A 24,835-nucleotide genomic window follows, 5' to 3' on the forward strand; every position below is an offset into this window, starting at 1 on the left:
CAAAGGTGGACAAGGAGCAAGCATCTACATTATTTTGCCTTACAATGCCCCAACGTGGAAATGCTGAAAAACCCTGTGAGAGTAAGGTTGAAGCGCAACTATCTGAAAACCAATCATCTAAATATTTTAATCATTTATCTTTTAAAACAAGCACTTTACAAAATATATATAATAATGCACACGCTGAAAAAGAAGCTCATAAGGAATACATGAACGAGTACCAGGTGATGCTATTCGATTTCATGAATAGTTTGCCATTAGCTGATAACTTGAAAGACGAATTGCACAAAGTAGTATTAGCTACTCAGGTTCAAAATGCACCTGACTTTATAAAAGTTAAGAACGTGCTATTTAAAATTGTCATGGATATTAAAGAAGGTGTTCTGACAGTTACAAGCACATTGAGAGCCGTATTTGCAGGAGCGTATAACAAGGCTGTGGAGCGTTCAAGTGTGAAGCTTAGGAAATCATCATCTATTGAAGAAACAGCTAATAGAGAACGTCCAGTACCTTTCTATAATTGGCTGAATGAGCGTGCTAATCGTTCGGAAATATGCAGTAGACCAAACTTAGAAAACTGACTTGAATGGTGAAAGGGGAAATAGAAAATGACGCATTTTGAATATATGGAGCAACAAGGGCAATTATCGATTTTTGATTTAGAGGACCAATATGAGGAAATGAAATTCAAAAAGGCATCCACAATTGTTAGTAAACCTATTGATAAAAAGACTGTGGTTGTCCCATGTAAGGTGGGGCATATTGTGTGTAGGTAATTACTAATATGTGTTAAGTATTATCGTTAATTATTATTAATTTTTGCAACAGTTTTGCAACAATGCCCATTTTGATAATAAAAAACTCACCCTCCAATTAAGTAGGGTGAGTCGCTTCAAAGCCATGTGGCTGTAAGATCAAACTAAAAAGCCGCGTATGCCGTAGTTATTATAGAAAGTTTTAAACCACCACTCCTCAAATGAGTTGTTGAGGGTAATTTATTTATAAATAATTACAATAAATATCGTTATTCAAAGGTTTTGTAAATGTTTTTATCATCCAGTATCATTGATTACAATTATTTATAAACAATTTTAACCCCAATTTAACCCCAATATGACCCCTAGGGGTTAAGATTGTTTTTTCACTTTAAAGAAGCCATCTAGTTTATCAGCTGCAGCACGATCAGCAGATTTAAAAGCATGGCCATAAGTATTCATCGTTACTGATATATCAGAGTGTCCCAAACGTTCACTAATAAGTTTAGCGTGAACACCTTGTGCAATTAGTAGTGATGCAGAAGTGTGACGTAAATCGTGAAGCCGAATGTATTTGAATTTCCGTTCATTAATAAACTTGTGCCAATGTTTTGAAGGGCTAGTTGGATATAAGTGTGTCCCATCAAACGAATGAAATAACCATTCTCTATCTTGTTCAATCCATTTATCACCTTTTTTTAATTTCTCTTTAGCCCAATGTATACGATATGCTTTTAATTCTTCCATTACAGACTCAGGTAATGTTACATAACGTTTTGATTTTTTCGTTTTAGTAGATTTAATATGTGGACCTTGTTTAGTCAAAACGATTGATTGGTGAATGTATATTTGCTGATTATCAAAATCTACATCCTTCCATTCTAAACCTAACAGTTCACCTTTGCGCAATCCAGCAGCTAAGGCTAACGTGAACATCATTCTCCATAACTCAGATTCGCTTTGTAACATACGCATTAGCGTTTCTATTTCATCTTCTTCATAAATTTGCATTTCTTTATCCACATCATCTGTATCACTAGGACGAGGTTTTTCAACACCATCCATAGGGTTTGTAGATAATACCCCCCATTTAACGGCATACTTAAATATACTCTTGAGTGTTCTATAGACATCTTGTTTACTATGATAAGTAACTGGAACATCTTTACCATCAAAACGTTTCATTTCTCTTAAAACAGTCATTAAGTGAAATTGATTAATTTGATCCATACGCATATGACCAATAACAGGATTTATATGCAATTCTAATTTACGTTGATGGTTTCCATATGTCGTCAATGCCAAAGTAGAAGCAAAATCTTTTTCCCATTGTCCTGCAAAATCTTTGAAAAGTATTCTTTCTGTTTGAACATAATTTCCAGAGAGTACTTCATCTTTAAATTTTAAATATTCACGATCCAAATATTCCTTAAGTTGTTTTGGAGACATTTTATCTTCAATAGTTATTGATTTACGTTTTTTTGGATATTTCCCTTTTGCATCTTTAGGTAAATATACAGTGAAACGATATGAATTTTCTCCGCGTTTTTCGATATTTGCCACTTTAGTTTCCTCCTTTTATTTTCACAACTCTTTAATATTACATATAACTCACCCCTTTCAATTTAAGAATATTTGTTCTATTTTTTAGTAAAAATTTTACCATCTATGCTCTTTAAAGATAAAAGTTCCTCTGGAACTCCCTTTTCTTTAATGGCATCAAAGATGGTAAAACATGAGTCATTCTTTTCTACAAATAATTCATCAGGCAATAACAATTCAACAGCGAATGTATTAGCTTCTATTTCTAATTTATCTGTAGAAAAAAGAGTATGCTTTTTTAAAAAAGAAGTGTTTGTGTCTGGGTGTTGAATCGCATGCCCTAATTCATGTGCAACTATAAAAAACTGTGATTCTCTATCTGCATCTTGATTGATATGAATAATAGGTATTCTAAAATTTTTATTGTAATAGCCTAGTGTGTTACCCAAAGGTTCAAATACAATGAGTATTCCTATGTATTTGGCAAGTTTGAAAGGATCATTCGTACCATATTTTTTTACTAACTCGTTAACTGTTGACTTAATTGACGACACAAGCAACACTCCTATTTGCGATACTTTTTAGGGGTGAATTTCTGTTTAGCTAAGCGTTTAGCTAATCTTAATGAATTCTCCAGACTTGAAATTAATAATTCTCTGTCTTCTAATTCTTCCTCACTTAGTTCATCAAGGGTTCTTCCATCAAATGCTGCATGTCCATTTTTAGATAATCCTTCAAGCATTCTTTGTAATTCTTCTTGAATGGATTTTTCATCTTTTTCTGTTAGCTCTGGATTAAAAGGCTTTTCAACACTAATTTCTCCGCTAGCCATCCGTTCAAGTTCGTCTGTAGTAATCCCTAATCCTTTACATACTTTAAGGACATTATCCACTGAGGCATTTCCTATTCCTCTAGCTAACATTGATCTTAATGTTGTTGGTGGAATACCAATCATTTCAGCAAATGCTTTTTTACTGTATCCAGCTTCCTCTATTAAGCGTTCAATAATTTTCGCCTTTTCCAATTTAAAAACTCCTTTTATTAACAGTTTATACGAAATTTCGTTCTTTTGTATATAATACTATACGCAATTTCGTATGTAAATAGAATAAAAACGATTTTGCGTTCTTTTTCTTCGGAAATCAGTTGACAACGAACGCAATTACGTTTATATTCGTAAATAACGAAGGACGCAATTGCGTTCGAAGTGAGTGAGGTGATGCAAAAATGTATAAAAATTTAAGAGCAGAAATGGCTAGGGAGGGTATCACAATGGTTGATATTTCAGAGTTCTTAAATGTTCGTTATGCAACAGTAAATGACAAGGTCAATGGTAAATATCGTTTTTATTACGATGAGGCTTTAATGATTAAAAAACACTTTTTTCCTCAATGTAGTCTTGAATACCTTTTTGAAAAAGAGGATGAAGTTGAGTCCGAAGATGAAAGTGAACAACAAGTAGTTTGTTTATGAGAGGAGGAAACCATTTGGATTTAGTGGTTATAGAACTTCGGGGAAAACGAGTTTTAACAACAGTGCAACTTGCTGAAAAATACGAAGCTACAGACCGCAAAATTGTTGATAATTTCAATAACAATAAGGGGCGCTACGAAGAAGGTAAACACTTCATTTTATTGCAAGGTGAGGATTTGAGGAAGTTTAAGAGCAAAAACGAAAATTTCGGTTTCGCACAAAACCTAAATAAACTCTACCTTTGGACCGAGAAAGGTGCTTGGCTCCATGCTAAGTCATTAAATACCGACAAGGCATGGGAAGCTTATGAATTACTTGTTGATGAATATTACCGTTTGTCCTCTACACTGACAAAAGAACAGCTTATTAAACAGTTTGGATTACCAGCAAATTATAAAGAAGCATTGCAACATTTAGCTGGTTATGTGGAAGAAAATGAACAACTCAAACAGCAAATAGAAAATGACCGTGAAAAAATTGTACTAGCAAATGCAATCACTACTAGTGATGAAGGGCTTCTAATTGAAGGTGCTGCAAAGTACATGCGACAAAACGGAGTAAATATTGGTCGTGATCGATTATTCAAATGGTTACGCGGACAAGGATACCTAGTGAGTCGTCAAGGTCGGGAATATAACATGCCTACTCAAAAATCGCTGAATCAAGGTTTGATGAAAATACATGCTCAACAGTATTTTGATTCTGAGGGCGAGTTGAAGGTAAGTAGACAAGTTGTTGTCACAGGTAAGGGATTAATGTTCTTCATTAATAAATTTTTACATGAAGGACAACTAACATTGCGATTGGAGTGATTGATTTGAATAAGCTCACGATGTCAGTAGAAGAGGTCGCAAGTGAATTGGGTGTTAGTAAGACAACCATTTATACAATGGCACGCGAAAAGGAAATTCCTCACACAAAAGTGAGAGGAAGAATCTTATTTCACAGGCCTACAATTGAGCATTGGTTAATCACTAATACCGAAGGTGGTGAATCCAACTGAAAACAACACCGAAACAATGGCTAGCAATGTCGGATGAGGATAAGCAGGCTGAGTTGAATAAGCGAGTGAAAAAACGCTAGGTGGTGAATTAAATGTCCAATGGAAACAAGATCATCACACGAAGCAACAGCAAAATTATGATTCGGGACAGTGAGTTAACACGTATCCTGAATGCTACTGAAATACAACAATGGCACCATATTGTTTCGAAGATTGAGCAATTTCAAGATAACGAATTGGAGAGGAAAGTTCAATGAAAATTAGTCCTGTCCCAGTCGTACTAATCGCTAAAGCAATGGCTAAGGCTGTTGCAATTCGTAAGAAGTAAAACTATCAAACTATTTGGAGGTTGGGAGTATGAAAGCAGAGTTGATTGTGGAGGGCATAGTTAATTCAATTCAAAAACGAATTGCTGAATACGAAGAGATTTCAAATGATTTAGCACACGATTACATTCAGTCAGATAAGCCATTTCCTACGGAAATTAAAGAGCGTTATGACAATGTTGGTACTTTGGCGGAAGGGCTACAAGAAGCTGTAAACATCATTAAACGAGGTGACTACATGCGAGAAGATGTTGATTTGTCAGGAATAGCAGAAACAAGTGACAACTATTCTTAAACAACTAAAACGCCAACATGTCATTAATCAATTGAATAAATTAGATATCCACAGTATTGATGGAAAACCAATGGAAGATGTTTTGTATCCATATTGCTTAAAGTGTTGGCTCATAAACGTTCTGAACTGAATTGAAAGGTGATGAAAAAGTGTTTAACGACTTCTTTAATGCTTTTATGAAAGCAGCATATACGGTTGCAATTAAGGAGGGGGTATTAGTGGAGGAAGACGGCATTGTTTTAAATCCAAAAACGATTGAGTTAGTGAATGAAATTGAACAGACCAATCTTCAACATTTAATTGATAATGCCCTTGCTACAGGAAATCGTGAATTGTTTATACAGTTAACAAATCAAAATCATAAGGAGGAAATCAAATGAAATCAACAGGCATGGTTCGTAAGGTAGATGAGTTGGGACGTTTAGTAATTCCAAAAGAATTACGTACTACATTAGGCATCGGGATAAAGGATGCTGTAGAAATTTTCACTGATGGTGACAAGGTAATTTTAAAGAAGTACAAGCCTAATATGGCATGCGCTGTTACTGGTGAAGTATCAGATGACAATCTTGTTCTACTAGGTGGCAAGCTTATTTTAAGGCCCGAAGAAGCTAAGAAATTAATCGCTGAAATTGAGTTAAAGTAGGTGATTCCATGCGTATAGGCCACACACACGCTGATGTATACGACCGTGAATCGGAATACTGGCAAGACATCGAGGGTGCACAGAATGCCCAAATTGAGGCACAAAAAAACTCGTCAAAGGGTGCAACCAATGGCGAGCGTAAAAAATTATATGACACTGGTAGTGTACCACAGGAGGGTGAAAAATGACAAAGACGAAAAATGAGCGTATCACAACTTTAGAAAATGAAGTAGCTGAATTAAAGCTAATTGTACATGAATTACGTGGCAAGAAATCAATTGAGCCTTCCACAACTAATACTGTGGAGGACATCATCGAATTTGAAGGGCAGCAATATCGCAAGGTTGATCGTGTAGCACGTGAAGGTGATGTTGTTATTTCTTCTGCTATGACATCGTTTTTAGTTGAAAAAGGAAAGCCGTATAAAGTTTCATGTTTTGGTAGAGATCTAGTGCTTAACAAAGAAACATCTAAAATTGTGGCTTTGTATAACGTTGGACGTACACCCGAAACAGTAGATGTTTACGAATTAATTAAGCCTAAACCACTAACACCAAATCAACAACGCGCTGTAATTGTTGAGAAGGCGAAGAAGTTTTTAAAAGAAGGATTGAGACGTAACTATAAAAATACTCAAGGATTTGATCCTTCTGTGTGGTTAGTAAGCGAAAATGGAGCATTTTCTATTACCCATAAAGTTGAATTTATTGTTAATGAAGAAAAACGTTCGGTAGTAGCTTTAATCAAATTAATTAAAAATAGTAAAGTACATCGTAAAGGAATCACTAAATGTGCACCAAATGACGTATTCAACGAACACATTGGAAAAGCCATTGCACTAGGACGAGCATTAGATTTAGATGTAGCCGAGTTTGAACAGGCGGTGCAGCCAACAGAATTTGTATCAGGACAAATCATTACCTATACATCTGAACTCGCAGGTCAAGACAGAGGTGGTAATTTTGAAATTTCTTATATTGAGGACGATACACTATGGTTTCATGATGAAGAGGGTTACGACTTATTTGGTGATGACTGGAAACCAAAAATCATCAACGACAATAACGCTAATTACGAGGAGGGTTAATAATGGCAAGTATTTACGACTTAACAGACGATTTCCTTGCTATTCAACAACTAATCGAAAGTGGTGCAGAAGGGTTAGAAGATACGCTTGAATCTCTTGATTTAGCGCTTGAAGATAAACTTGAAGGTTACGCTTCGATTATGAAAAACGTTGAATCTGATGTAAATGGAATTGATGCAGAAATTAAACGTCTACAAGATCGTAAAAAAGTATTGGAAAACGGTATTACACGAATGAAAAAAGCAATTGAATTTTCAATGTTAGCTACAGAAAAACGAGAAGTAAGTACGCCGAAATTTAAGTTTTGGATTCAAGGCAATAAAGCTTCTGTTTATATCCTAGATGAAAGTGTAATTCCGAAAAAGTATATCAAAACGGAACGTGTTTCAAAGATTGATAAAGATGCAATTGCTGAGTTATTAAAGGCCGGTAAGAAAGTTAAAGGCGCTGAATTGCGGCAAACAGAAAGCTTACGAATGAAATAATAGGAGGAAACCCACTTGAAAAAATTACTCAATCAAAAAGAACAACATTATGCTGATACACGCGAAGAGGCTGAGGAAATTGTAATAGCTGCTAAAGAAAATGAAGCCCTTATTATGAATAAAATCAGCGAAAAGTACAACAAGTACGGCCAGTATTTCCTTGTTGATTTAACGTACCAATATGGCACTCCAAAAGAGGTCATGGAAGGCAAGCCAAAGGATGAGGCACCAGATGGCCAAATGAATATGGATGAAGTTCATGAAGGTCTTCCATATCAAGTTGAAACAGATGGCAGTGTAACAATGGGAAATGCTGACAATGACTTGCCAGAATTCGAAGATCCATTCGCAGATGTAGAGGCGAAAGATGAAGTCTCTGATGAAAAAGTGCCATTTTAATAGTAAAGGAGTGTGGAAGGCATGCAAGTAGCAAATGCAATACGTGAGAAACAAAAAGCCTTGATTGGCCTAGTTGGTCCATCGGGTAGTGGTAAATCGCTATCGGCCTTACTACTAGCTTATGGGATTGTAAAAGAAGCGCATCCTGATTTAACAGAGGAAGAATTGTGGGGGAAAATTGGTGCTGCTGATACGGAGCATAAACGCTTACTCAACTATGTTGGACAAACTCATGGCCATATCACAATTGGTTCTTTCAAATATATCAATTTTGAACCACCTTTTAATACGGATCGATACAACATGGCGATCAAGTTGTTAATGCAGCAGGGTGTAGAGGTCATTATTGTGGACAGCCTTTCGCATCAATGGCAGGGAGAAGGTGGAGTTGTTGAAACCCATGGCGGCATGCAAGGTAACTCGTTTCAAAACTGGGGTAAACTTGCTCCTGAATCTAGCAAATTAGTAAAAGGTTTAACCACAGCAACCGTTCATATGATTACGACACTAAGAGTTAAAAGTGATTATGTAATTGAGTTAGTAGATGGTAAGAACGTACCAAAAAAGGTTGGTATGAAACCAGTCCAAAAAGATGATATGGAATATGAGTTTGACACAGTTTTCTCTATCGGAATGGACCACATGGCTAGAGTAAGCAAAGACATCACAAATTTATTTGAAGGTGATGAGTTTACTATCACCCCTGAAATTGGTTCAAAGCTATATCGATACCTTGAATTAGGTATTGATGTCCAAGCAGAAGAACGGGCTAGACGTGAAGAGGAAGAAGCAAATCGTTTAAGCAATGTAGCTAAGATTCGCGAGTTGTCTTCCACAGATGAGAGTGTAGCGAAGATTGTTTCAGATTGTGAATTTAAAGCAAATCTACAACTAGAAAAAATGACCGTACCAATGGTCGATAAAATCATCAATTTAATTGGAGGAAAATAATATGTTCAAAATTAATCATGAAGAAGCAAAAGGCGGATTTGAATTAATCGCAAAAGGTGATTACGAAGTTACGGTCCACAATTATGAAATGAAAACAGCTACCACAGGTAATAACCAAGTTGTTGTGGATTATGAAATTCGTAGCGATGTTAACCAACCGCACCAAGGGCAAAAAATCTTATTTGACAATTTCACAGTTACGGAAAAAGCTATGTGGCGTTTCCAAGCAATTTCGAAAGCTGCACAGTTCCCAGATGGTATGAATTTCAACTCATACAAGGAATGGGCAGACACATTAGTCGGTAAGCACTTGGTAGTAACAGTTGGTCACCGTGTAGCCACTAACGGCAAAACATATCCTGAAGTAACTGGATTTAAAGAATCAACAGCAGGAGCGCCACAAGGTAGTGGTTCAATTACAGTAAGTGAGGATGAAGTACCATTTTGATCAGTAAATAAAATTTCATAGAGAGGTCTGTTTTTGCGGACTTCTCTTTTTTATACCCAAAATTTTTGGAGAAGGTGGTTCAAATGGTAGAAAAAGTTAAAGTGACCGCAGAAATGTTCCTAACATCTCTTGAGAACATGCATGAACAATGTAGAAGTTGTAGGTTTTTCACTCATGAAAATGATGGTGAATGTAGTAAACATTCAATAAAACGTAAGGGGAAAGATAATAAGTGTGAAGATTGGAGGTACTTTGCATGAGTGAAAAAGTGAAGGTAAGTCGTGATTGTTCTCAATTAAAAAATAGAACATATTACATCGCTAAAGTTAGATTCTTTGAAGGTAATTGGGAACATAAGGCTGTTTTCTATCACAATAGGGACGGACTTGGTCAATTATGGAGTAACTCATATGAGCAAAGGCATGATATTGACTTTTCTACTTTTTATCAAATTGAAATATTAGAAGAAATAAAAGGCATCAACGAATGAAGGTGGCACCATGAAAGTAATCCCATACAACTTTAACGAAATTCCTGGTGAACTTCGCAATATGCCGAACTGGATATTGTGGAAAGCAGAACAAAAGGATAACGGTAAAATTACTAAAATTCCATATCAAATTGACGGTAATGAAGCTCGTTCAAACGATGCTCGTACATGGTCAACATTTCCCACTGCGGCAAAATTTTATAGAGATTCTAATGCAGATGGAATTGGCTTTGTATTCAGTCGTCGCGATAATTTTGTCGGAATCGATATAGATAAATGCGTTACCTATGCAAACGATGATGAAAAGCATGAAAATCCAATCGTTAGTGATTTCGCTAAAGATGTTATTGAAATGCTTGATAGTTACACGGAATTTAGTGTCAGTGGTACAGGCATTCACATCATCGTACGCGGCAGTCTACCACAATCAATCTGTGGTACAGGTCGTAAAAATGCCAAATTAGGTTTAGAGATATATCAGCATGGACGTTACTTCACAATGACTGGCAACCGCGAAAATTCGAATGAAATTTTTGATCGCACAGACGAACTTGTCGAATTGCTTGAAAAATATTTTGATGATAGCGATTTGCGAGGGCGTGTTGTAAATATTTCTGAATACGAAAACGATGAAATTAAATTATCAAATGAGCAGCTATGGCAGAAGATGTTCAATAGCCGCAACGGTGATGAAATTCGTGCATTATACAATGGACATTTAATCGATGACGACCACTCATCATCTGATATGGCATTAGCAAACCATTTAGCCTTTTGGACAGGTAAAAGTGCTACGCGTATGGATAGCATGTTCCGTGAGACTTCGCTGATGCGTGATAAATGGGACAGAATCACATACGGCGATACAGGTGAAGCGTACGGAGAGCGAACGATTGCAAAGGCTATCGCTTCTACTACCACAACTATATTGGACCATAAAAACGACAGTGAATTTTCATTTGCCATCCACAGTGATGATGTGGTGGAAGAAGTTGAGCAAAAGCCAGCACGTAAATTCAAATTGACCGATTTAGGAAACGCCGAGCGCATTGCATACGAATATGGTCACATCATTCGTTATATTCCATCGGTCGGTTGGTATGTATGGAACGGCAAGTATTGGGAGTTCGATGATAAAGGTAAGCTACACCGATTAGTCGCGAAGGTTGTTCGCAAGCTAGGCGAATCAGAGGACGAAATCGAAAAAAAATGGGCACGTCATTGCGAAAAGCATAATGTTCGTGAAAGCGCGATTAAGGATTTAAAAATTTTAGTGCCAGGAGATAGGAGCGAATTTGATATGAACAAATTTTTATTTAACGTATCGAACGGTATTGTTGATTTGCAAACAGGTCAGTTACAACCTCACGACCGAGAAAAGCGATTAACGAAAATGGCGAATGTCGAATTTGTGGAAGGCGCAAAATGCCCGACATGGCTTGCGTTCCTTGACCAAATATTTTTAGGCGATAAGGATTTAGCGGAGTATATGCAGCGTTTAATAGGCTACTCATTAACAGGTGATATTTCCGAGCAAATTATGATGTTTTTAGTCGGTGGTGGTAGTAACGGGAAATCAACATTTATCAATACAATAAAAGATTTGGTGGGCGAATATGGCAAACAGGCAAAAGCGGACACGTTCATTAAGAAAAAAGATACAGGAGCTAATAACGACATAGCTCGACTTGTTGGATCACGCTTTGTAAGTGCAATCGAATCAGAAGAAGGCGAAAAACTTTCAGAATCATTCGTTAAGCAAATCACAGGCGGTGAGCCAGTATTGGCCCGTTTCTTAAGACAAGAATATTTCGAGTACATTCCTGAATTTAAAGTGTTCTTCACTACGAATCATAAGCCAATCATCGGTGGACTTGATGAAGGTATTTGGCGCCGCGTTAAATTAATACCATTTGATTTGAACCTACCAGCTCATCAACGTGATAAAAAGTTACCTGAGAAGTTATCACTCGAAATGCCAGGTATTTTAAATTGGGCTATTGAGGGTTGCTTAAAGTGGCAGAAGGATGGATTAAAAGAGCCTGCCATCGTTACGAAAGCGACTGGGTTATACAAAGCAGATATGGATATTTTAGACCCATTCTTAATTGAGTGCTGCTACCAAGATAAAGACAATGATCAAATTAAAATCGAAGCAAAAGAGCTTTATAACGTATATGACAGTTTTTGCTACAAATCGGGTGAGCGTACTTTAGGTAATCGTAGTTTTTACAGAATGTTGGAAACTAAGGGGTATAAAAAGGAACGTGGAGCCGGAAATAAATTGTATGTTTATGGAATTACATTACTCGAGAGAGCGCCGAAAGGGGTTACTCAACAGCACGAAAACGTTACTGAGGAAGCCGAAAAAGTCGGTTTTAAGCTTGTTTAGTACCTCACGGTTACTTTAGTAACTATTTTAGCTAACCTTCGAAAAGTCAGACATACCAAGGGTTTATAGTACTTTTTATAGTTAATTAGTTATTTTTGTTATTGGGAAATCAGTTAAATAAAAAAATAAAAATAAATATATAAGTACTATATAAGAGCGTAATACCTAAATGTGAGTAACTAAATTAACTTTTTAGGGTGCGAACGAACTCAACCCCTTGTGGCTGTAAGGTTTGTGAGGTGTTATTTAACTAACATGTAGCTAACTTTTGTGGTTACTTTAGTTAGTAACGGAGCTTTTTTAAAAATATCGATAACTTACAGGAGGTAAAAATGCTTAATGAATTTATAGCCGAAAATTTAACTATGACATATAACTTTATAAAAATGCCTGCAAATGAAGTTTATGAGAGGTATTTAAAATATTGCAAAGTAAAAAAAATCGAGCCGCTGGGAGTAAGAAAGTTTTATAACAAATTGGAACGATGCGGATTCTCTAAATGTAAGGGTACAGGCAATGTACTTTCTTTTAGAGGGGTTCATTTAAGAAAATGTCTGTACTAATGATTTTATCGCAAATATGGAAATTCGGCGGTGTCATTGAACGAGATGAAATGGATGGTAGCCTTGAATTAAAAAATTCTAAGGATATTCCAGCAGAAGTTTTAAAAGCCTCTGAACCAATTTTCAATGAAATAGATGCATACCTCAAATCTGTGGAAGGCATGAAAGGCGCAGATATGACTTTGTGGAAAATGATCGTTGCATTATGTGGTTGGCAGAAAAATGAATCGATTAGCAATTTCTTAAGCAATGATGAAGTTGCATTAAATCTGTTTTGTGATTACCAAGCAAAATTGGCGGTCAATGGTTGGAAGGAAATCTATGTTGATTGGCGCCAGTATGAAAATAATGAATCAAATGAGTTGAAACAAAAAATATATGAACGGGCAATTTTATATGCTAATCAAAATAAGTGATTTACGGCCCTTCTAAGACGTTTTAGAAGACGGATGATAAATATATCCAACTTTGAAATAGAACATCTGTACGGTGCTTGATTTGAGCTAAAACAAGGAGGTTAAGAGAATGAGAGAGATTAAGTTTCGAGCAAAAGTTGCTGATAGTGATTACGAGAACGAAAAACAATCAGAAATGATAAGTTCCTTTGTACATTTCACTGGATTTATAGGTTCGGAAAATGACATTGGTTACGTTGAGCAATTAGAAGAAATAGATGGTGTTGGTTGGTTCGATATTGATTTAAAAACATTAGGTCAATACACAGGCTTAAAGGACAAGAACGGCAAGGAGATTTATGAGGGGGATATTGTAAAAATCGGCGACTATCCAACGTACGAAGTAACTATAAATGAATTTACACAAATGCATGTAATAGACAATGAAATGGGAATGGAGGAACTTTGGAAAAATCATAAGGTTTGCAAAATCATCGGCAACATTTACGAAAATCTTGATCTGCTAGGTGATTCACAATGATTCACTATAAATACACAGATAAAGAGATTGATAGCGTATTAAAAACATTAACAATCGTTATCGATACGCGCGAACAGGTCAATGACCATATATTGCATTATTTAAGAAAACATGAAATCCCATTCATTAACCGTGCAATTAAAACAGGTGATTATGCTGCAATGATTCCGGCAAATGAAGAACTTGGTATCAAGCGCGATATTTGGCTATCTAGTCGAATTGAACGTAAAGCACATATGGATGAAATCACTGGCAACTTACAAAAAGATACGAAAACAGCTTTTGAAAATGAATTAATACGCGCGAAGGATATTCCTTTCACCCTTTTATGCGAAGATCCTGATGGTTATGGAAAAATGATTCGTGGTGAATATCGAAGCCAGTACAAGCCATTATCTTTACTGGGAATGCTTAATAGTTTCAAATATCGTTACAACTTCGAAATTGTATATTTGGATAAAAAATATAGTGGCAATTTTATTTATTACCATTTTTATTATCAAGCAAAGGACTTATTGAAAAATGGGGTGTTCTAATAATCATGAACATGCGCAATGGGATTCCTATTGTTCAGTCGGTGAAGAAGTCAAAACAGCCACAGGGTAGATTGTGGAAGGCCATACCCAATCCATTTACAAAGTATATAGAGTTGTTTATGACAGTGGATGGATGTGAAGTCAGTATTATCATGCCTTACGATTTCGAGTGGATTCAACAGTATTTAAACGAGGGTTGGATCGAGAGGGGAGTGTGGGATATAGATGAACGCAGACATGCTTGATAAACGTGTAGCGATATTAAAGAAGGTCGATGCACTTACTAACAAATGTAATTGTGAGACCGCAAAGGAAATGGAAAAGTGTCCTAATTGCAAACAATTAACAAAGTATGGCCATGAGTTACTTGCATTAGTAAACAGTCGAATTAGACTTAATGCATCAATTGATCGAGTGCCTATAAGTAGTTCAAAACTTCCATTAACCAAAGTCAAATATCTCAAATTAAAACAAGCAGGAAAAACAGATAGATATATAGCTGATATGTTAGGTGCTTCATGTGGGGCACTACAGAATTGGAAAAAGCTAAATCATGTTGAAGTACGAATAAGAGGAAAGAGGTTAAAAGCAAAATGACCATTGAAGATCAAATATTAGCGAATCCAGTGTTAAGAGAGGTAAATGAACTGTTACAAAATCAAACAGCTAAAGGCATTGCAAAGTACGGTACAACTGTCAATCCAATGGATTACACAACAATCGAATGGATTGAACACGCTAGACAAGAATTAATAGACGAGCTTGTTTATTTGACGGTTTTAAAACAGAAAATGGAGGAAATGCAAAAATGAATGAATTAATCAAACAAGTAGAACGATGGTCGATTGAAAAAGAACTTGATAAAGCAGAATCTAGTAAACAATTTTTGAAAGTAGTAGAGGAAGTTGGCGAGGTTGCGGCGGCATTAGCTCGTAATGATAAAGACGCATTGCGTGATGGTATTGGCGATGTAATTGTAACGATGATTATTCTTGCACAACAAAACGATATGGACTTACACGAGTGTTTAAATACAGCCTACGATGAAATAAAAAATCGTACAGGAAAAATGGTTGATGGTGTATTCGTAAAATCTAGTGATTTAGTAGATGAAGCAACACCATGAAAATCCCATGGCATAAACGGATTTACGCTTTATACAAAGGTGAACAGTTTATTGCAGAAGGAACTATACGAGAAATCAGTAGAGAAACAGGTAAAACAATTGATTTTCTTAAATATATGACTTATCCAATTTATGAAAAGCGAAGCATGAACGGTGAAAATCGACTGAAAATGATTTCACTGGATGATTAATCGAAAGAAAATGTTCAATACGAAGGGAGTAAGTGAAATGAATATGAAAAAGCATGTATTACACCTATTAAAAATCGGAGATATTATTCGATTTCCTAATGATGAATTCGATTATGTAGTACGCCATGTGGGACTACGTTTTGTATTTGCTGGTTCTGATTGTGGTTGCGTATATACAGTAATTGATAAAAAGGAAGAAATTTTAGCATCGACAACAATGCTGTTTGAAGAATTAGCTAACTTTACAGTAGATGGCAATGCACAAAAACTAGAAATACTTTTAACTAATGGCGAACGTGAGTTATCAAAAAAATATAGAGACACATTTAAGGACTTTAATTATTACAAAGGTAAAGTGATTCCAGCGTAAGGTGTTGAACATTTTGAAGAATAAACAAACAAGGTAGGTGCTGCACATGCATTACGAGTGGTTAAAAAACTATCAAAAATTAGAGGATGAAATTGCAGACATCGAATTTAATTTAGAACGTAGTAAAAAGGAATTAAAGCGCTGGGTACATGGTGATTTAACAAAAGTAAAATTAACTTCTGAAAGCCATGGTGCTCAATTAGAAGAAATTATTGAAGCTGCCGAACGTGAATTAGCACATAAAATGAATGACTTGGATGATATGAAAAATCTGATTAATACATTCAGAGGGTTAGATAATCAGATACTGTACAAGCATCATGTGGAGGGCAAAACCCTTATTTCCATTGCAGATGAGTTAAATAAAAGTCCAAATTACATTTACAACAAGCATGCACAGATAATGAAAATGGTTAAGTATAAATATGCGGAGAGTGTAAACGGGTGAATGAAATGAATTCTACAGCAGGGGGTGATGAATTGGAACTTAATAAAATCTATCAAGGGCATTGTCTGGACGTACTTAAAACACTACCCAATGAAAGCATAAATACTGTGGTCACAAGTCCTCCTTATTGGGGGCTGCGTGATTATGGTGTGAAAGAACAAATCGGTCTTGAAAATTCAGTAGAAGAATATGTATCAGCACTTGTAGATGTGTTTCGAGAGATTAAACGGATCCTGAAAGACGATGGTACGGTTTGGCTAAACCTTGGTGATGCATATGCTGGCAGTGGCAAAGGTGCATGGGCTCAAAAGGACAAACAAAAACATGTCTATGTTCCAAACCCTAAAGGCAGCGAAACAAAAATCAACAATGTTCCTATTGGATTAAAGCCAAAAGATTTAATTGGACTACCTTGGCGTGTAGCATTCGCTTTACAAGCTGATGGATGGTATTTAAGACAGGATATTATTTGGAATAAGCCGAATCCGATGCCTGAAAGTGTAACTGATCGGCCAACTAAATCACATGAATATATATTTCTATTAAGCAAGCAGCCTAAATACTATTACGATCATGAAGCAATAAAAGAACCAGCTGTATACGGAACTTTAGATGTTAGAGGATCACAAGGAGCATTCGGACAAGCGCAAAAAGCAAGGCGTACTGATAAGCCTAGAGGCTCGTTTGATGGTAAGTATGGTAATGATGCGTTTAGAGCAATACGAGATAAACGCAATAAACGATCAGTATGGACAGTTTCAACAAAACCGTTAAAGGAAGCTCATTTTGCAGTATATCCAGAGGATTTAATAGAACCGTGTGTTTTAGCAGGATGTCCGTTAGATGGTGTTGTACTAGACCCATTTTTCGGTTCAGGAACAACAGGATTGGTTGCATTAAAACATGACCGTAATTTTATCGGCATCGAGCTCAATCCAGAGTATATAAAAATTGCAGAGAAGCGATTAAGTAAAGTACAGCTGGAACTAATTCATGAATTAGGTTGCTGACCAATATTAGGATACTATCCCAAACCTAACTTAATGTAATGTTAAGTTGTAATTAAATTATAGAACCTATTGAATAATCGAGATATTATAGGAGTATCAAAAAGCGTACGGAAATACGCTAAATAATATTGAATTACAAAATAAACACGTTTGCTTGTACGTGTATGTCGGAAACAAGCGATAGGTCACGCCTGAAAAGGTGTGGCTTTTTATTATGCAATTAACTATAAATTGTGGAGGGATGAACAATGGAACTTACAAAAGCTGAAAAGATTGTATTGGTATCAATGGTTACTGATTGTATAGGTGTCGAAGCGTTTATCGAACTATGTGGAAAAGAAACTGTTAGTAAACTTGATACACTGGCGATTGATTTGGCAGGTAATACAACTCCAAATGAAATGAATGAGATTGGTCCAAGTGTTGTAAAGAAATTAGTTGATAGCATCTTAGAAGATGAATTACCAACTCAATTAGAAGGTAGTGAATAACATGGAACCAATCTACGCTAAATGCAACAAGTCATGCGGTCACAGGTTCAATGTCCAACACTTTAAGCTAGACAAACTAGATAACAAAGTCGAGAAGACATACTTCAACTGTCCTAACTGTGGACGTGAGTATGTCTGTTTTTATACAGATGAATCAACACGTAAGCTACAGGCAAAGATGCGTGAGCTACACCGCAAGATGAAGTGGGCTGATGCTCATAAGCTAGACCAGCTAAAGCAGGACGAGGCACAGCTGAAGGACAACATAGCACATGCCATGGCGAGGGTGAAGCAAGGGGTAGAGCAGCATGAACAGTAAACCTCTACGACCATGCAACAAACCAGGCTGTCCAAACCTGACGCGTAATGGATATTGCGAACAACATAAGACAACCAAGGCAGACAACAACCGGTACTATGACAAGTACAATCGTAACAAGAAGCATGATCAGTTTTACCATTCATCTTCTTGGATTAAATGCCGTGACTACATCAAGATTCGCGACAACGGATTGTGTCAGCATTGCCTAAATGAAAAGCGAATCACAGTCGGGGTTCTTGTCGACCACATCGTGCCACTAACTGCTGACTGGACCAAACGATTAGACGAAAACAATTTACAATTGCTTTGTCAATCTTGTCATAACAAGAAGACGACCGAGGATGTACAGAAATACGGTAAGAAATAGGGTATCCCCCCTCCATTCAGTTCTCATAGGGCAGGGGGCCCTACACCGGCTGACCGTTTTCTGCGTACAAAATTCCCTAAATGAAATATTTTTCAGAAAGCGAGGTGATAGAAATGGCTAGACCGCGACAACCAATAGATTTGCTGGTTTTAAAAGGGAAAAAAAACCTAACAAAAACAGAGATAAAAGAGCGCCAAATGCAAGAAAATGCTTTAAAAGGGCCAACAGAAAACATAAAACCGCCATCTTATTTAACAGCTTCTCAAAAGAAGGAGTTTATTGAGATTGCTGAAAAATTAGTAGCAATCGATATTTTTAGTGAACTTGATGTTGACTCATTAGCGAGGTATTTAGATTCAAAATATCAGTACTTGCAGTTGGTAAAGGATATGAGGAAGATTAAATCCACCGATGTAGTAGAACAGGAGAATGGCAGGAAAATTACTGTTGCGAATGAGGATTACCCGAAGTTGGCTCGTGTGAAAAATACATTATTCAATGAATGTCGTGCTGCAGCAACTGATTTAGGTCTAACTATCACTTCGCGTCTGAAACTTGTTATTCCTGATCCAACACCAGCTGTACACACACCTTCTGAGTTTGAGCAAAAGTTTGGTGATATTTAATGAATTTAAAGAAAAAACTAATTGATTATAGCAAACAAATTATAAACGGTGATATTCCAGCTTGTTTTGAACACAAGTGGGCGTGTCAGCGTTTTTTAAATGACCTAAAACAAGAAAATACAGATGCCTTCCCATATGTTTTCGATGAAGAAAGAGCAAATAAATTCCTTGATTGGATGAGGTTATTTAAACATCGTAAGGGTGTGTTAGCCGGTACTTTTATTGAACCTCATATTATCCAAGAATTTATCTTTGGCAATATTTATGGCTGGATTCATCGTGAAACGGAATATAGACGGTTCAAAAAGATGTACTGGCAAGTAGGACGTAAAAATGCTAAGTCCCAATCATTAGGGGCCGTGGGTAGTTACGAATCATCTGCTTTAGGTGAAGCATCAGCTGAAGTGTACTGTGCAGCTACAAAGAAAGATCAAGCAAAAATCGTTTGGGAAGAGATACGCGACATGATAAAGGGTTCCAAGGATTTAAGAAGTCGATTCAAAGAAGCCTATGGCACCATTACACATTTGAAAAGTGGCTCTATTATAAAGCCGTTATCAAAAGAGGACCGGAAAAGCGGTGATGGTACTTCGCCTTCTTGTTTCATCATTGATGAATACCACGCTCATGAAACTGATGAAATGTATGACATTGGGGATTCTGGCCAAGGAGCTCGACCACAACCTTTACTAGCTATCATAACAACAGCGGGATTCGAATTAGATTACCCTTGTTATCGCGTTGAATATCGTTATGTACGACAAATATTAGATCCTGATAACCCAATTGAAAATGAAGAATACTTCGTGATGATTAATACACTTGATCCAGATGATGACATTTCAGATGAACGTAACTGGATTAAATCTAATCCTATTCTTGCGTCCTATCCTGAAGGGTTATCGTATATACGAAGACAAATGAAGGCAGCACTTGATGTACCTGAAAAAATGCGTAATTTCCTCACGAAAAATATGAATATATGGATTGACCAAAAGCAAGGCGGCTATATGCCATTATCAAAATGGAATGCATGTGCTCGTGAAAATGTTGATGTCACTGGGTATGACGTATTCATAGGAGTAGATTTATCAAAGAAAATCGATTTGTCATCCACAGGATTGATATTCCCAACTGATTATGGATTCCATGTCAAACAACATTCTTTCATGCCTGAAGACGCTCTGAGAGAAAGACAAGCAAAGGATAAAGTACCTTATCAACTCTGGATAGATAAAGGGTGGTTGTCTACAACACCTGGTGCAGTGGTTGATTACAGTTTTATTGAAAACTGGATTATAAAGACTGTGGAGGACAACGGATGGAATCCTATAGTCTTTTGTTATGATCCTTATGGCGCGACACAATTTGCGCAGAATATGGCTGCAAGTGGTTTTGTAGTTGTGGAAGTCCGACAAGGCTATCCAACACTTAGTGAACCTACAAAAGATTTCAGGGAGCAAGTTTATCAGCAAAACATTACACATGATGGTGATGAACTTTTAACATGGGCCATCGGGAACGCGGTTACAGAAGTTGATGTAAATGAAAATATTCGGCTATCAAAAAGAAAATCGAGGGAGCGAATTGATCCAATTGCTGCAGTGATAACAGGGTATGTACAGGCAATGTACAACAAAATCGAAAGTGGAGATGGCAACATAAGCTTTATTTCTATTCACGATTTATAAGAGGGAGGTGAGAAATTGAAGTTATGGCAACGTATAAAAACTACAGCGTACATGGCGTATGCAGGGGCTAGTACAGGTTGGAAAGGATCGACATGGGATTTTAGCAACTGGATTGGACGAACCTTTTGGGGCATCGATAACAGCCAGTTAGCGACTAATGAAACCATTTTCAGCGTTATCAGTCGATTGGCCAACACTATGTCAGCACTGCCCGTAAAATTGCATCAACATTATGACGTGATTCAAAACGATGTTTCAGATGTGCTCATAAATGAGCCTAATCAAAATATGAGTAGCTTTGATTTGTTGAATTCTTTAGAGGTAAGTCGAAACGAAACCGGAAACGGATATGCAGTTATCTTACGAGATATAAGAATGCAACCATCCGACATATTACCTTTAGATCCCAATTGTGTTACGGAATTTATTGATCGTGAAGATGGTTCTTTATGGTATGAGGTACGTGGAGAATCCAAAAATATGTATGTTCATAACAGTGACATGATTCATGTTAAGCACATTCGTGGCCCATCTAGATGGAGAGGACTTTCACCATTAAAAGTATTGGCCAATACCATCAAATACGATAAGGCAGTTCAGGAGTTCAGTTTATCTGAGATGGAGAAAAAAGAGTCCTTTATTTTGAAATACGCTGCTAACTTGGATAAAGATAAAAGAGCTGCTGTAATAGCAGATTTTAGACGGTTTTATCAAGAAAATGGTGGAATTTTAATGCAAGAACCAGGTGTTGAAATTACTGAAATGAAAAAACAATACTTTGCATCCGATACATTGGCATCAGAGCGAATTACACGCTCAAGGGTGGCCAATGTTTTTAATGTACCTGTATCCTTCTTGAATGATGTGGAAGGTGGCACAATGGCATCTAATGAGCAGTTAATGATTCAATTCGTAAACATGACACTGTTACCTATTGTAAGACAATACGAACATGAATTTAATCGGAAATTACTTACGAAAGCAGACCGAAAGCAAGGTATGTACTTCAAATTTAACCTTGGTGGCCTTTTACGAGGCGATACAACAGCACGTACAAATTTCTATCAAGCGATGTTACGAAGTGGAGCTATGAAGCCTGATGAAGTCCGTATGCTAGAAGATTTGGCACCAATGGGTGGCAAGGCAAATGTGCTTTGGATTTCTGGAGACTTATATCCACAAGAAATGGATCCTGTATTGCGGAAGTCCTCTACTGCTGCATCAACTGTGGAAGGAGGTGGGAAAAGTGACTAAAAAACAATTACAAAGTTTTTTTCAAATGAAGGCGTCCGTTGATGGTAAATCTGCTGACGTTTTTATTTATGGCGAGATTACAAAATGGGCATGGGAAGAATATGGAGAAGTATCGTCTGTAACTTTTAAAAATGAACTTGATAAATTAGGTGATGTTGAAACGATTCACCTTTACATCAACAGTGATGGTGGTAGCGTGTTCGAAGGCGTAACAATCTACAACATGTTAAAGCGTCATGAAGCTAGAATTATTGTTCACATAGATGCATTAGCTGCTTCCATTGCTTCTGTAATTGCAATGGCAGGTGATGAAATTAGGATGCCGTCTAACTCTATGCTTATGGTACACAATGCATGGAGTTATGCAGTAGGGAATGCAGAAAAATTACGTAAAGCAGCAGATGATTTAGACCGTATCAATCAGTCCGCGATGATTGCTTATAAAGATAAAGCTGGAGATAAGTTGGAAGATACTACTTTGAAAGAACTTCTAGATAATGAAACTTGGCTTTCAGCTGAAAAAGCGTTTGAGCATGGCTTGTGCGATGTTGTGGAAGAAGCAAATGAAATGGTTGCAAGTGTTAGTGAAAAGGCGAAGAAACGTTACATCAATGTTCCTCAACAATTACTCCAACAATCTAATTGTAAATCTGTAATGTCTGCTGAAGAAAAGGCTTTACGTGAAAAAATTATTGCAGATTCAAAGGCGAATCTAACTTATTTAGAAACTATTCTTTAATTACTGGGAGGAAATTTTATATGAAAACTCAAACGAAAAAACTTTTAATTTCTTTAGAAAACAAAAACTCTATGAAAATGTTAATGCCACTGAACATTCAAATGTTCTCAGGTGACCAAAATCTTTACGAATTAAAGCAATCACTGATGATGATTGGCCAACAATTAAAAAAAGCAGAAGGCGAAGTTACTGCAAAGGCTTCTGATCCAACATCAAATCCAGAAGATATTAAAGCCGCTCAAAAGTCACGTGATGATTTACAATTACGCTTTGATGTAATTAAGCAACAACACGATCAAGTAGATAAAGAAGTTAAAGCTAAAATTGATGCTAACAAAGGGGTAAATGCCATCGATAACCCACAACAAAAGGTTATTGCTGCCAAAGCATCATTAGTCCGTTCTACTATGCGTGGAAAAGCGATTGATGCAGATATTCGCGCAGCACTTGGCGATGATGTAGCTTCTGGTGGTGGTAAATTCTTACCTAAAACTGTTTCACAAGATGTCATCTTAGCACCGTTAGCTAAAAATCCATTGCGTGGAAATTCTGCAGTAACACAAATTACGAATCTAGAATTGCCACGTCTATCTTTCACATTAGATGACGATGACTTCATCGCTGATATGGCTACTGCGAAAGAATTAAAAGCAAAAGGTGATACAGTAGCATTCACACGTAACAAGTTCAAAGTATTTGCAGGGGTTTCTGAAACAGTAATTAATGGTTCAGATGCAGATTTAGTTGGACATGTGGAAAATGCACTTAAATCCGGTGTAGCTGCAAAGGAAAAGAAAGTGGCATTTACAACAACGCCAAAAAGTGGCGAAGAACACATGAGCTTCTATTCTGCAGAAAACGGCATTATTAAAGTGACTGGTGCAGATACTTACACAGCTATTCGTAAAGCTATTGCTGATTTACATGAAGATTACCGTGAAAACGCACAAATTATTATGTCATACGCTGATTACTCTGACATCATTGAAAAATTAGCGAATGGGAATGCTACACTATACACTGCACAACCTGAACAAGTATTAGGTAAACCTGTTATTTTTGCAGATGCAGCCACAAAACCAATCATTGGTGATCTATCATACTCACACTTTAACTATGATATTGGTGAAACTTTCGAATGCGATAAAGATATTAAAACAGGTATTGAGCAATTTGTTGTTACAGCTTACTTTGACCACCGAATCAAATTAGCATCTGCTTTCCGTATCGCAGATGTAGTTCCAGCTCCTGGAGATTAATAGAATTAGAAATTCTTAGTTTGTAGAAAGAAGGTGAATCAAATGAGCCAGTACAAAGTAATTAATCGTTTTCAAGAAAACAACCATACAGGCCATGTTTACGAAGTAGGAGATACTTATCCAGCCGATGGTAAAAAGCTTGTTAAAGCACGCGCAGAGGCTTTGACGGAAGTCCATAAAGAATATGGGGTAGCATTCCTAAAAGCTGTTGAAGAGCCTAAGAAAGCTCCTACAAAGCAAGTTTCAAAACAGCCTTCCACAGATGAAAAGAGTGATGCTTAATGCCATTACTGGATGAGCTTAAAGAATATTTACGGATTGATGGGAATGATGAGGATCGTTCCCTTTCTACTATTCTGCAATCATCCATTTTTTATTTGGAGAATGCAGGGGTGAAACAGCCAGAAGATTATTATTTGATTGTGGAGGACAAAGAGGTTTTTGCCTTACATCGTTTAGCTATTATGACGCTTGCTACGCATTTTTACGAGAATCGTATAGCTATTACGCCTTCCACAATTAAAACAGCCCAACAGCCTATCCCATATGGCTTACAGTCGATGATATTACAGCTAAAGTGGGTGAATCCTGATGAACTATCGCAACAACAATAA

Annotated in this window: 41 protein-coding genes; 38 read left to right on the forward strand and 3 right to left on the reverse strand. The window is 36.7% G+C overall.

What is annotated here, in order from left to right:
• The first annotated feature begins 5 nt into the window (after positions 1–5).
• Both MHI22_RS17955 and MHI22_RS17960 read left to right on the forward strand, forming a co-directional pair.
• Positions 6–581 carry a helix-turn-helix domain-containing protein gene (locus tag MHI22_RS17955; RefSeq protein ID WP_230593748.1) on the forward strand — a complete coding sequence of 192 codons (576 nt, stop codon included), beginning with the start codon at positions 6–8 and terminating at the stop codon, positions 579–581.
• 27 nt (positions 582–608) lie between these two features.
• Positions 609–776 (forward strand): hypothetical protein, encoded by a 168-nt coding sequence (locus tag MHI22_RS17960; RefSeq protein WP_155273174.1) that lies wholly within the window; start codon positions 609–611, stop codon positions 774–776.
• Positions 777–1,127: 351 nt separating this feature from the next.
• Here the strand turns inward: MHI22_RS17960 and MHI22_RS17965 are convergent, their stop codons facing one another.
• The 3 genes from MHI22_RS17965 to MHI22_RS17975 form a co-directional block, all read right to left on the reverse strand.
• Positions 1,128–2,318, reverse strand: a complete 1,191-nt coding sequence (locus MHI22_RS17965; protein ID WP_340812453.1) for a tyrosine-type recombinase/integrase — start codon at positions 2,316–2,318, stop codon at positions 1,128–1,130.
• A gap of 77 nt (positions 2,319–2,395) precedes the next feature.
• Complete coding sequence (locus MHI22_RS17970) at positions 2,396–2,851, reverse strand: ImmA/IrrE family metallo-endopeptidase (RefSeq protein ID WP_340812454.1); 456 nt, start codon at positions 2,849–2,851, stop codon at positions 2,396–2,398.
• 11 nt (positions 2,852–2,862) lie between these two features.
• Entirely contained in the window at positions 2,863–3,321 is a 459-nt protein-coding gene (locus tag MHI22_RS17975) for a helix-turn-helix domain-containing protein (protein WP_340809716.1), read from the reverse strand.
• A gap of 203 nt (positions 3,322–3,524) precedes the next feature.
• Here MHI22_RS17975 and MHI22_RS17980 point away from each other — a divergent pair, with 203 nt between their 5' ends.
• From MHI22_RS17980 to MHI22_RS18155, 36 genes are all read left to right on the forward strand, one after another.
• On the forward strand, positions 3,525–3,770 hold the full coding sequence (locus MHI22_RS17980; protein ID WP_340809717.1) for a helix-turn-helix transcriptional regulator: 246 nt from the start codon (positions 3,525–3,527) through the stop codon (positions 3,768–3,770).
• Positions 3,771–3,793: 23 nt separating this feature from the next.
• Positions 3,794–4,582: a phage antirepressor KilAC domain-containing protein gene (locus tag MHI22_RS17985; protein ID WP_340812722.1), complete on the forward strand. Its 789-nt coding sequence runs from the start codon at positions 3,794–3,796 to the stop codon at positions 4,580–4,582.
• Positions 4,583–4,602: 20 nt separating this feature from the next.
• Positions 4,603–4,773 carry a helix-turn-helix domain-containing protein gene (locus tag MHI22_RS17990; RefSeq protein ID WP_445668856.1) on the forward strand — a complete coding sequence of 57 codons (171 nt, stop codon included), beginning with the start codon at positions 4,603–4,605 and terminating at the stop codon, positions 4,771–4,773.
• Between the two features lie 92 nt (positions 4,774–4,865).
• A complete protein-coding gene (locus tag MHI22_RS17995) occupies positions 4,866–5,030 on the forward strand; it encodes a hypothetical protein (protein WP_340812456.1) in 165 nt (54 codons plus the stop codon).
• 100 nt (positions 5,031–5,130) lie between these two features.
• The gene (locus tag MHI22_RS18000; protein WP_340812457.1) at positions 5,131–5,394 is read left to right on the forward strand and encodes a hypothetical protein; all 264 of its coding nucleotides are present in this window, start codon (positions 5,131–5,133) and stop codon (positions 5,392–5,394) included.
• A 131-nt stretch (positions 5,395–5,525) separates the two neighbouring features.
• Positions 5,526–5,774 carry an IDEAL domain-containing protein gene (locus MHI22_RS18005; RefSeq protein ID WP_340812458.1) on the forward strand — a complete coding sequence of 83 codons (249 nt, stop codon included), beginning with the start codon at positions 5,526–5,528 and terminating at the stop codon, positions 5,772–5,774.
• Positions 5,771–6,040, forward strand: a complete 270-nt coding sequence (locus tag MHI22_RS18010; RefSeq protein ID WP_340812459.1) for an AbrB/MazE/SpoVT family DNA-binding domain-containing protein — start codon at positions 5,771–5,773, stop codon at positions 6,038–6,040. The genes MHI22_RS18005 and MHI22_RS18010 overlap by 4 nt, the downstream gene beginning before the upstream one ends.
• A gap of 8 nt (positions 6,041–6,048) precedes the next feature.
• On the forward strand, positions 6,049–6,228 hold the full coding sequence (locus tag MHI22_RS18015; protein WP_340812460.1) for a hypothetical protein: 180 nt from the start codon (positions 6,049–6,051) through the stop codon (positions 6,226–6,228).
• Complete coding sequence (locus MHI22_RS18020; RefSeq protein ID WP_340812461.1) at positions 6,225–7,127, forward strand: hypothetical protein; 903 nt, start codon at positions 6,225–6,227, stop codon at positions 7,125–7,127. The genes MHI22_RS18015 and MHI22_RS18020 overlap by 4 nt, the downstream gene beginning before the upstream one ends.
• A 2-nt stretch (positions 7,128–7,129) precedes the next feature.
• Positions 7,130–7,612, forward strand: coding sequence for a siphovirus Gp157 family protein (locus MHI22_RS18025; protein ID WP_340812462.1), 483 nt, complete (start codon positions 7,130–7,132; stop codon positions 7,610–7,612).
• 15 nt (positions 7,613–7,627) lie between these two features.
• The gene (locus MHI22_RS18030; RefSeq protein ID WP_340812463.1) at positions 7,628–8,011 is read left to right on the forward strand and encodes an organic solvent tolerance protein OstA; all 384 of its coding nucleotides are present in this window, start codon (positions 7,628–7,630) and stop codon (positions 8,009–8,011) included.
• A gap of 21 nt (positions 8,012–8,032) precedes the next feature.
• On the forward strand, positions 8,033–8,962 hold the full coding sequence (locus MHI22_RS18035) for an AAA family ATPase (RefSeq protein WP_340812464.1): 930 nt from the start codon (positions 8,033–8,035) through the stop codon (positions 8,960–8,962).
• Position 8,963: 1 nt separating this feature from the next.
• On the forward strand, positions 8,964–9,410 hold the full coding sequence (locus tag MHI22_RS18040) for a DUF669 domain-containing protein (RefSeq protein WP_340812465.1): 447 nt from the start codon (positions 8,964–8,966) through the stop codon (positions 9,408–9,410).
• Positions 9,411–9,666: 256 nt separating this feature from the next.
• The gene (locus MHI22_RS18045; protein WP_340812466.1) at positions 9,667–9,900 is read left to right on the forward strand and encodes a hypothetical protein; all 234 of its coding nucleotides are present in this window, start codon (positions 9,667–9,669) and stop codon (positions 9,898–9,900) included.
• 10 nt (positions 9,901–9,910) lie between these two features.
• Entirely contained in the window at positions 9,911–12,292 is a 2,382-nt protein-coding gene (locus tag MHI22_RS18050; RefSeq protein WP_340812467.1) for a phage/plasmid primase, P4 family, read from the forward strand.
• A 550-nt stretch (positions 12,293–12,842) separates the two neighbouring features.
• Positions 12,843–13,271, forward strand: coding sequence for a hypothetical protein (locus MHI22_RS18055; RefSeq protein WP_340812468.1), 429 nt, complete (start codon positions 12,843–12,845; stop codon positions 13,269–13,271).
• A 109-nt stretch (positions 13,272–13,380) separates the two neighbouring features.
• The gene (locus MHI22_RS18060) at positions 13,381–13,791 is read left to right on the forward strand and encodes a YopX family protein (protein WP_340812469.1); all 411 of its coding nucleotides are present in this window, start codon (positions 13,381–13,383) and stop codon (positions 13,789–13,791) included.
• Positions 13,788–14,327, forward strand: a complete 540-nt coding sequence (locus MHI22_RS18065; protein ID WP_197224435.1) for an ERCC4 domain-containing protein — start codon at positions 13,788–13,790, stop codon at positions 14,325–14,327. Before MHI22_RS18060 ends, MHI22_RS18065 begins: the two co-directional genes overlap by 4 nt.
• Before the next feature lie 5 nt (positions 14,328–14,332).
• Complete coding sequence (locus MHI22_RS18070) at positions 14,333–14,572, forward strand: hypothetical protein (protein ID WP_340812470.1); 240 nt, start codon at positions 14,333–14,335, stop codon at positions 14,570–14,572.
• A complete protein-coding gene (locus MHI22_RS18075) occupies positions 14,565–14,924 on the forward strand; it encodes a hypothetical protein (RefSeq protein ID WP_340812471.1) in 360 nt (119 codons plus the stop codon). Before MHI22_RS18070 ends, MHI22_RS18075 begins: the two co-directional genes overlap by 8 nt.
• Positions 14,921–15,139, forward strand: coding sequence for a hypothetical protein (locus MHI22_RS18080; protein ID WP_340812472.1), 219 nt, complete (start codon positions 14,921–14,923; stop codon positions 15,137–15,139). Before MHI22_RS18075 ends, MHI22_RS18080 begins: the two co-directional genes overlap by 4 nt.
• The gene (locus MHI22_RS18085) at positions 15,136–15,453 is read left to right on the forward strand and encodes a MazG-like family protein (RefSeq protein WP_340812473.1); all 318 of its coding nucleotides are present in this window, start codon (positions 15,136–15,138) and stop codon (positions 15,451–15,453) included. The genes MHI22_RS18080 and MHI22_RS18085 overlap by 4 nt, the downstream gene beginning before the upstream one ends.
• Positions 15,450–15,644, forward strand: a complete 195-nt coding sequence (locus MHI22_RS18090) for a hypothetical protein (protein ID WP_340812474.1) — start codon at positions 15,450–15,452, stop codon at positions 15,642–15,644. Before MHI22_RS18085 ends, MHI22_RS18090 begins: the two co-directional genes overlap by 4 nt.
• 37 nt (positions 15,645–15,681) lie before the next feature.
• Complete coding sequence (locus tag MHI22_RS18095; protein ID WP_340812475.1) at positions 15,682–16,014, forward strand: hypothetical protein; 333 nt, start codon at positions 15,682–15,684, stop codon at positions 16,012–16,014.
• A gap of 46 nt (positions 16,015–16,060) precedes the next feature.
• Positions 16,061–16,462, forward strand: a complete 402-nt coding sequence (locus MHI22_RS18100; protein WP_340812476.1) for a hypothetical protein — start codon at positions 16,061–16,063, stop codon at positions 16,460–16,462.
• Positions 16,463–16,494: 32 nt separating this feature from the next.
• On the forward strand, positions 16,495–17,472 hold the full coding sequence (locus MHI22_RS18105) for a DNA-methyltransferase (protein WP_340812477.1): 978 nt from the start codon (positions 16,495–16,497) through the stop codon (positions 17,470–17,472).
• A gap of 248 nt (positions 17,473–17,720) precedes the next feature.
• Positions 17,721–17,963: a hypothetical protein gene (locus MHI22_RS18110; RefSeq protein WP_340812478.1), complete on the forward strand. Its 243-nt coding sequence runs from the start codon at positions 17,721–17,723 to the stop codon at positions 17,961–17,963.
• Between the two features lies 1 nt (position 17,964).
• Complete coding sequence (locus tag MHI22_RS18115) at positions 17,965–18,282, forward strand: hypothetical protein (protein WP_340812479.1); 318 nt, start codon at positions 17,965–17,967, stop codon at positions 18,280–18,282.
• Positions 18,272–18,652 carry an HNH endonuclease gene (locus tag MHI22_RS18120; protein ID WP_340812480.1) on the forward strand — a complete coding sequence of 127 codons (381 nt, stop codon included), beginning with the start codon at positions 18,272–18,274 and terminating at the stop codon, positions 18,650–18,652. The genes MHI22_RS18115 and MHI22_RS18120 overlap by 11 nt, the downstream gene beginning before the upstream one ends.
• Before the next feature lie 113 nt (positions 18,653–18,765).
• Positions 18,766–19,278 (forward strand): phage terminase small subunit P27 family, encoded by a 513-nt coding sequence (locus MHI22_RS18125; RefSeq protein WP_340812723.1) that lies wholly within the window; start codon positions 18,766–18,768, stop codon positions 19,276–19,278.
• Positions 19,278–20,969: a terminase large subunit gene (locus MHI22_RS18130; RefSeq protein ID WP_340812481.1), complete on the forward strand. Its 1,692-nt coding sequence runs from the start codon at positions 19,278–19,280 to the stop codon at positions 20,967–20,969. The genes MHI22_RS18125 and MHI22_RS18130 overlap by 1 nt, the downstream gene beginning before the upstream one ends.
• Positions 20,970–20,984: 15 nt before the next feature.
• On the forward strand, positions 20,985–22,223 hold the full coding sequence (locus MHI22_RS18135) for a phage portal protein (RefSeq protein ID WP_445668842.1): 1,239 nt from the start codon (positions 20,985–20,987) through the stop codon (positions 22,221–22,223).
• The gene (locus MHI22_RS18140; RefSeq protein ID WP_445668843.1) at positions 22,216–22,962 is read left to right on the forward strand and encodes a head maturation protease, ClpP-related; all 747 of its coding nucleotides are present in this window, start codon (positions 22,216–22,218) and stop codon (positions 22,960–22,962) included. Before MHI22_RS18135 ends, MHI22_RS18140 begins: the two co-directional genes overlap by 8 nt.
• A 71-nt stretch (positions 22,963–23,033) precedes the next feature.
• A complete protein-coding gene (locus MHI22_RS18145; protein ID WP_340812726.1) occupies positions 23,034–24,221 on the forward strand; it encodes a phage major capsid protein in 1,188 nt (395 codons plus the stop codon).
• Between the two features lie 42 nt (positions 24,222–24,263).
• Entirely contained in the window at positions 24,264–24,503 is a 240-nt protein-coding gene (locus MHI22_RS18150; RefSeq protein ID WP_340812482.1) for a hypothetical protein, read from the forward strand.
• Complete coding sequence (locus MHI22_RS18155) at positions 24,503–24,835, forward strand: head-tail connector protein (RefSeq protein WP_340812483.1); 333 nt, start codon at positions 24,503–24,505, stop codon at positions 24,833–24,835. Before MHI22_RS18150 ends, MHI22_RS18155 begins: the two co-directional genes overlap by 1 nt.

The organism is Lysinibacillus sp. FSL L8-0312, assembly GCF_038003285.1.
Taxonomy (GTDB): Bacteria; Bacillota; Bacilli; order Bacillales_A; family Planococcaceae; genus Lysinibacillus; species Lysinibacillus fusiformis_D.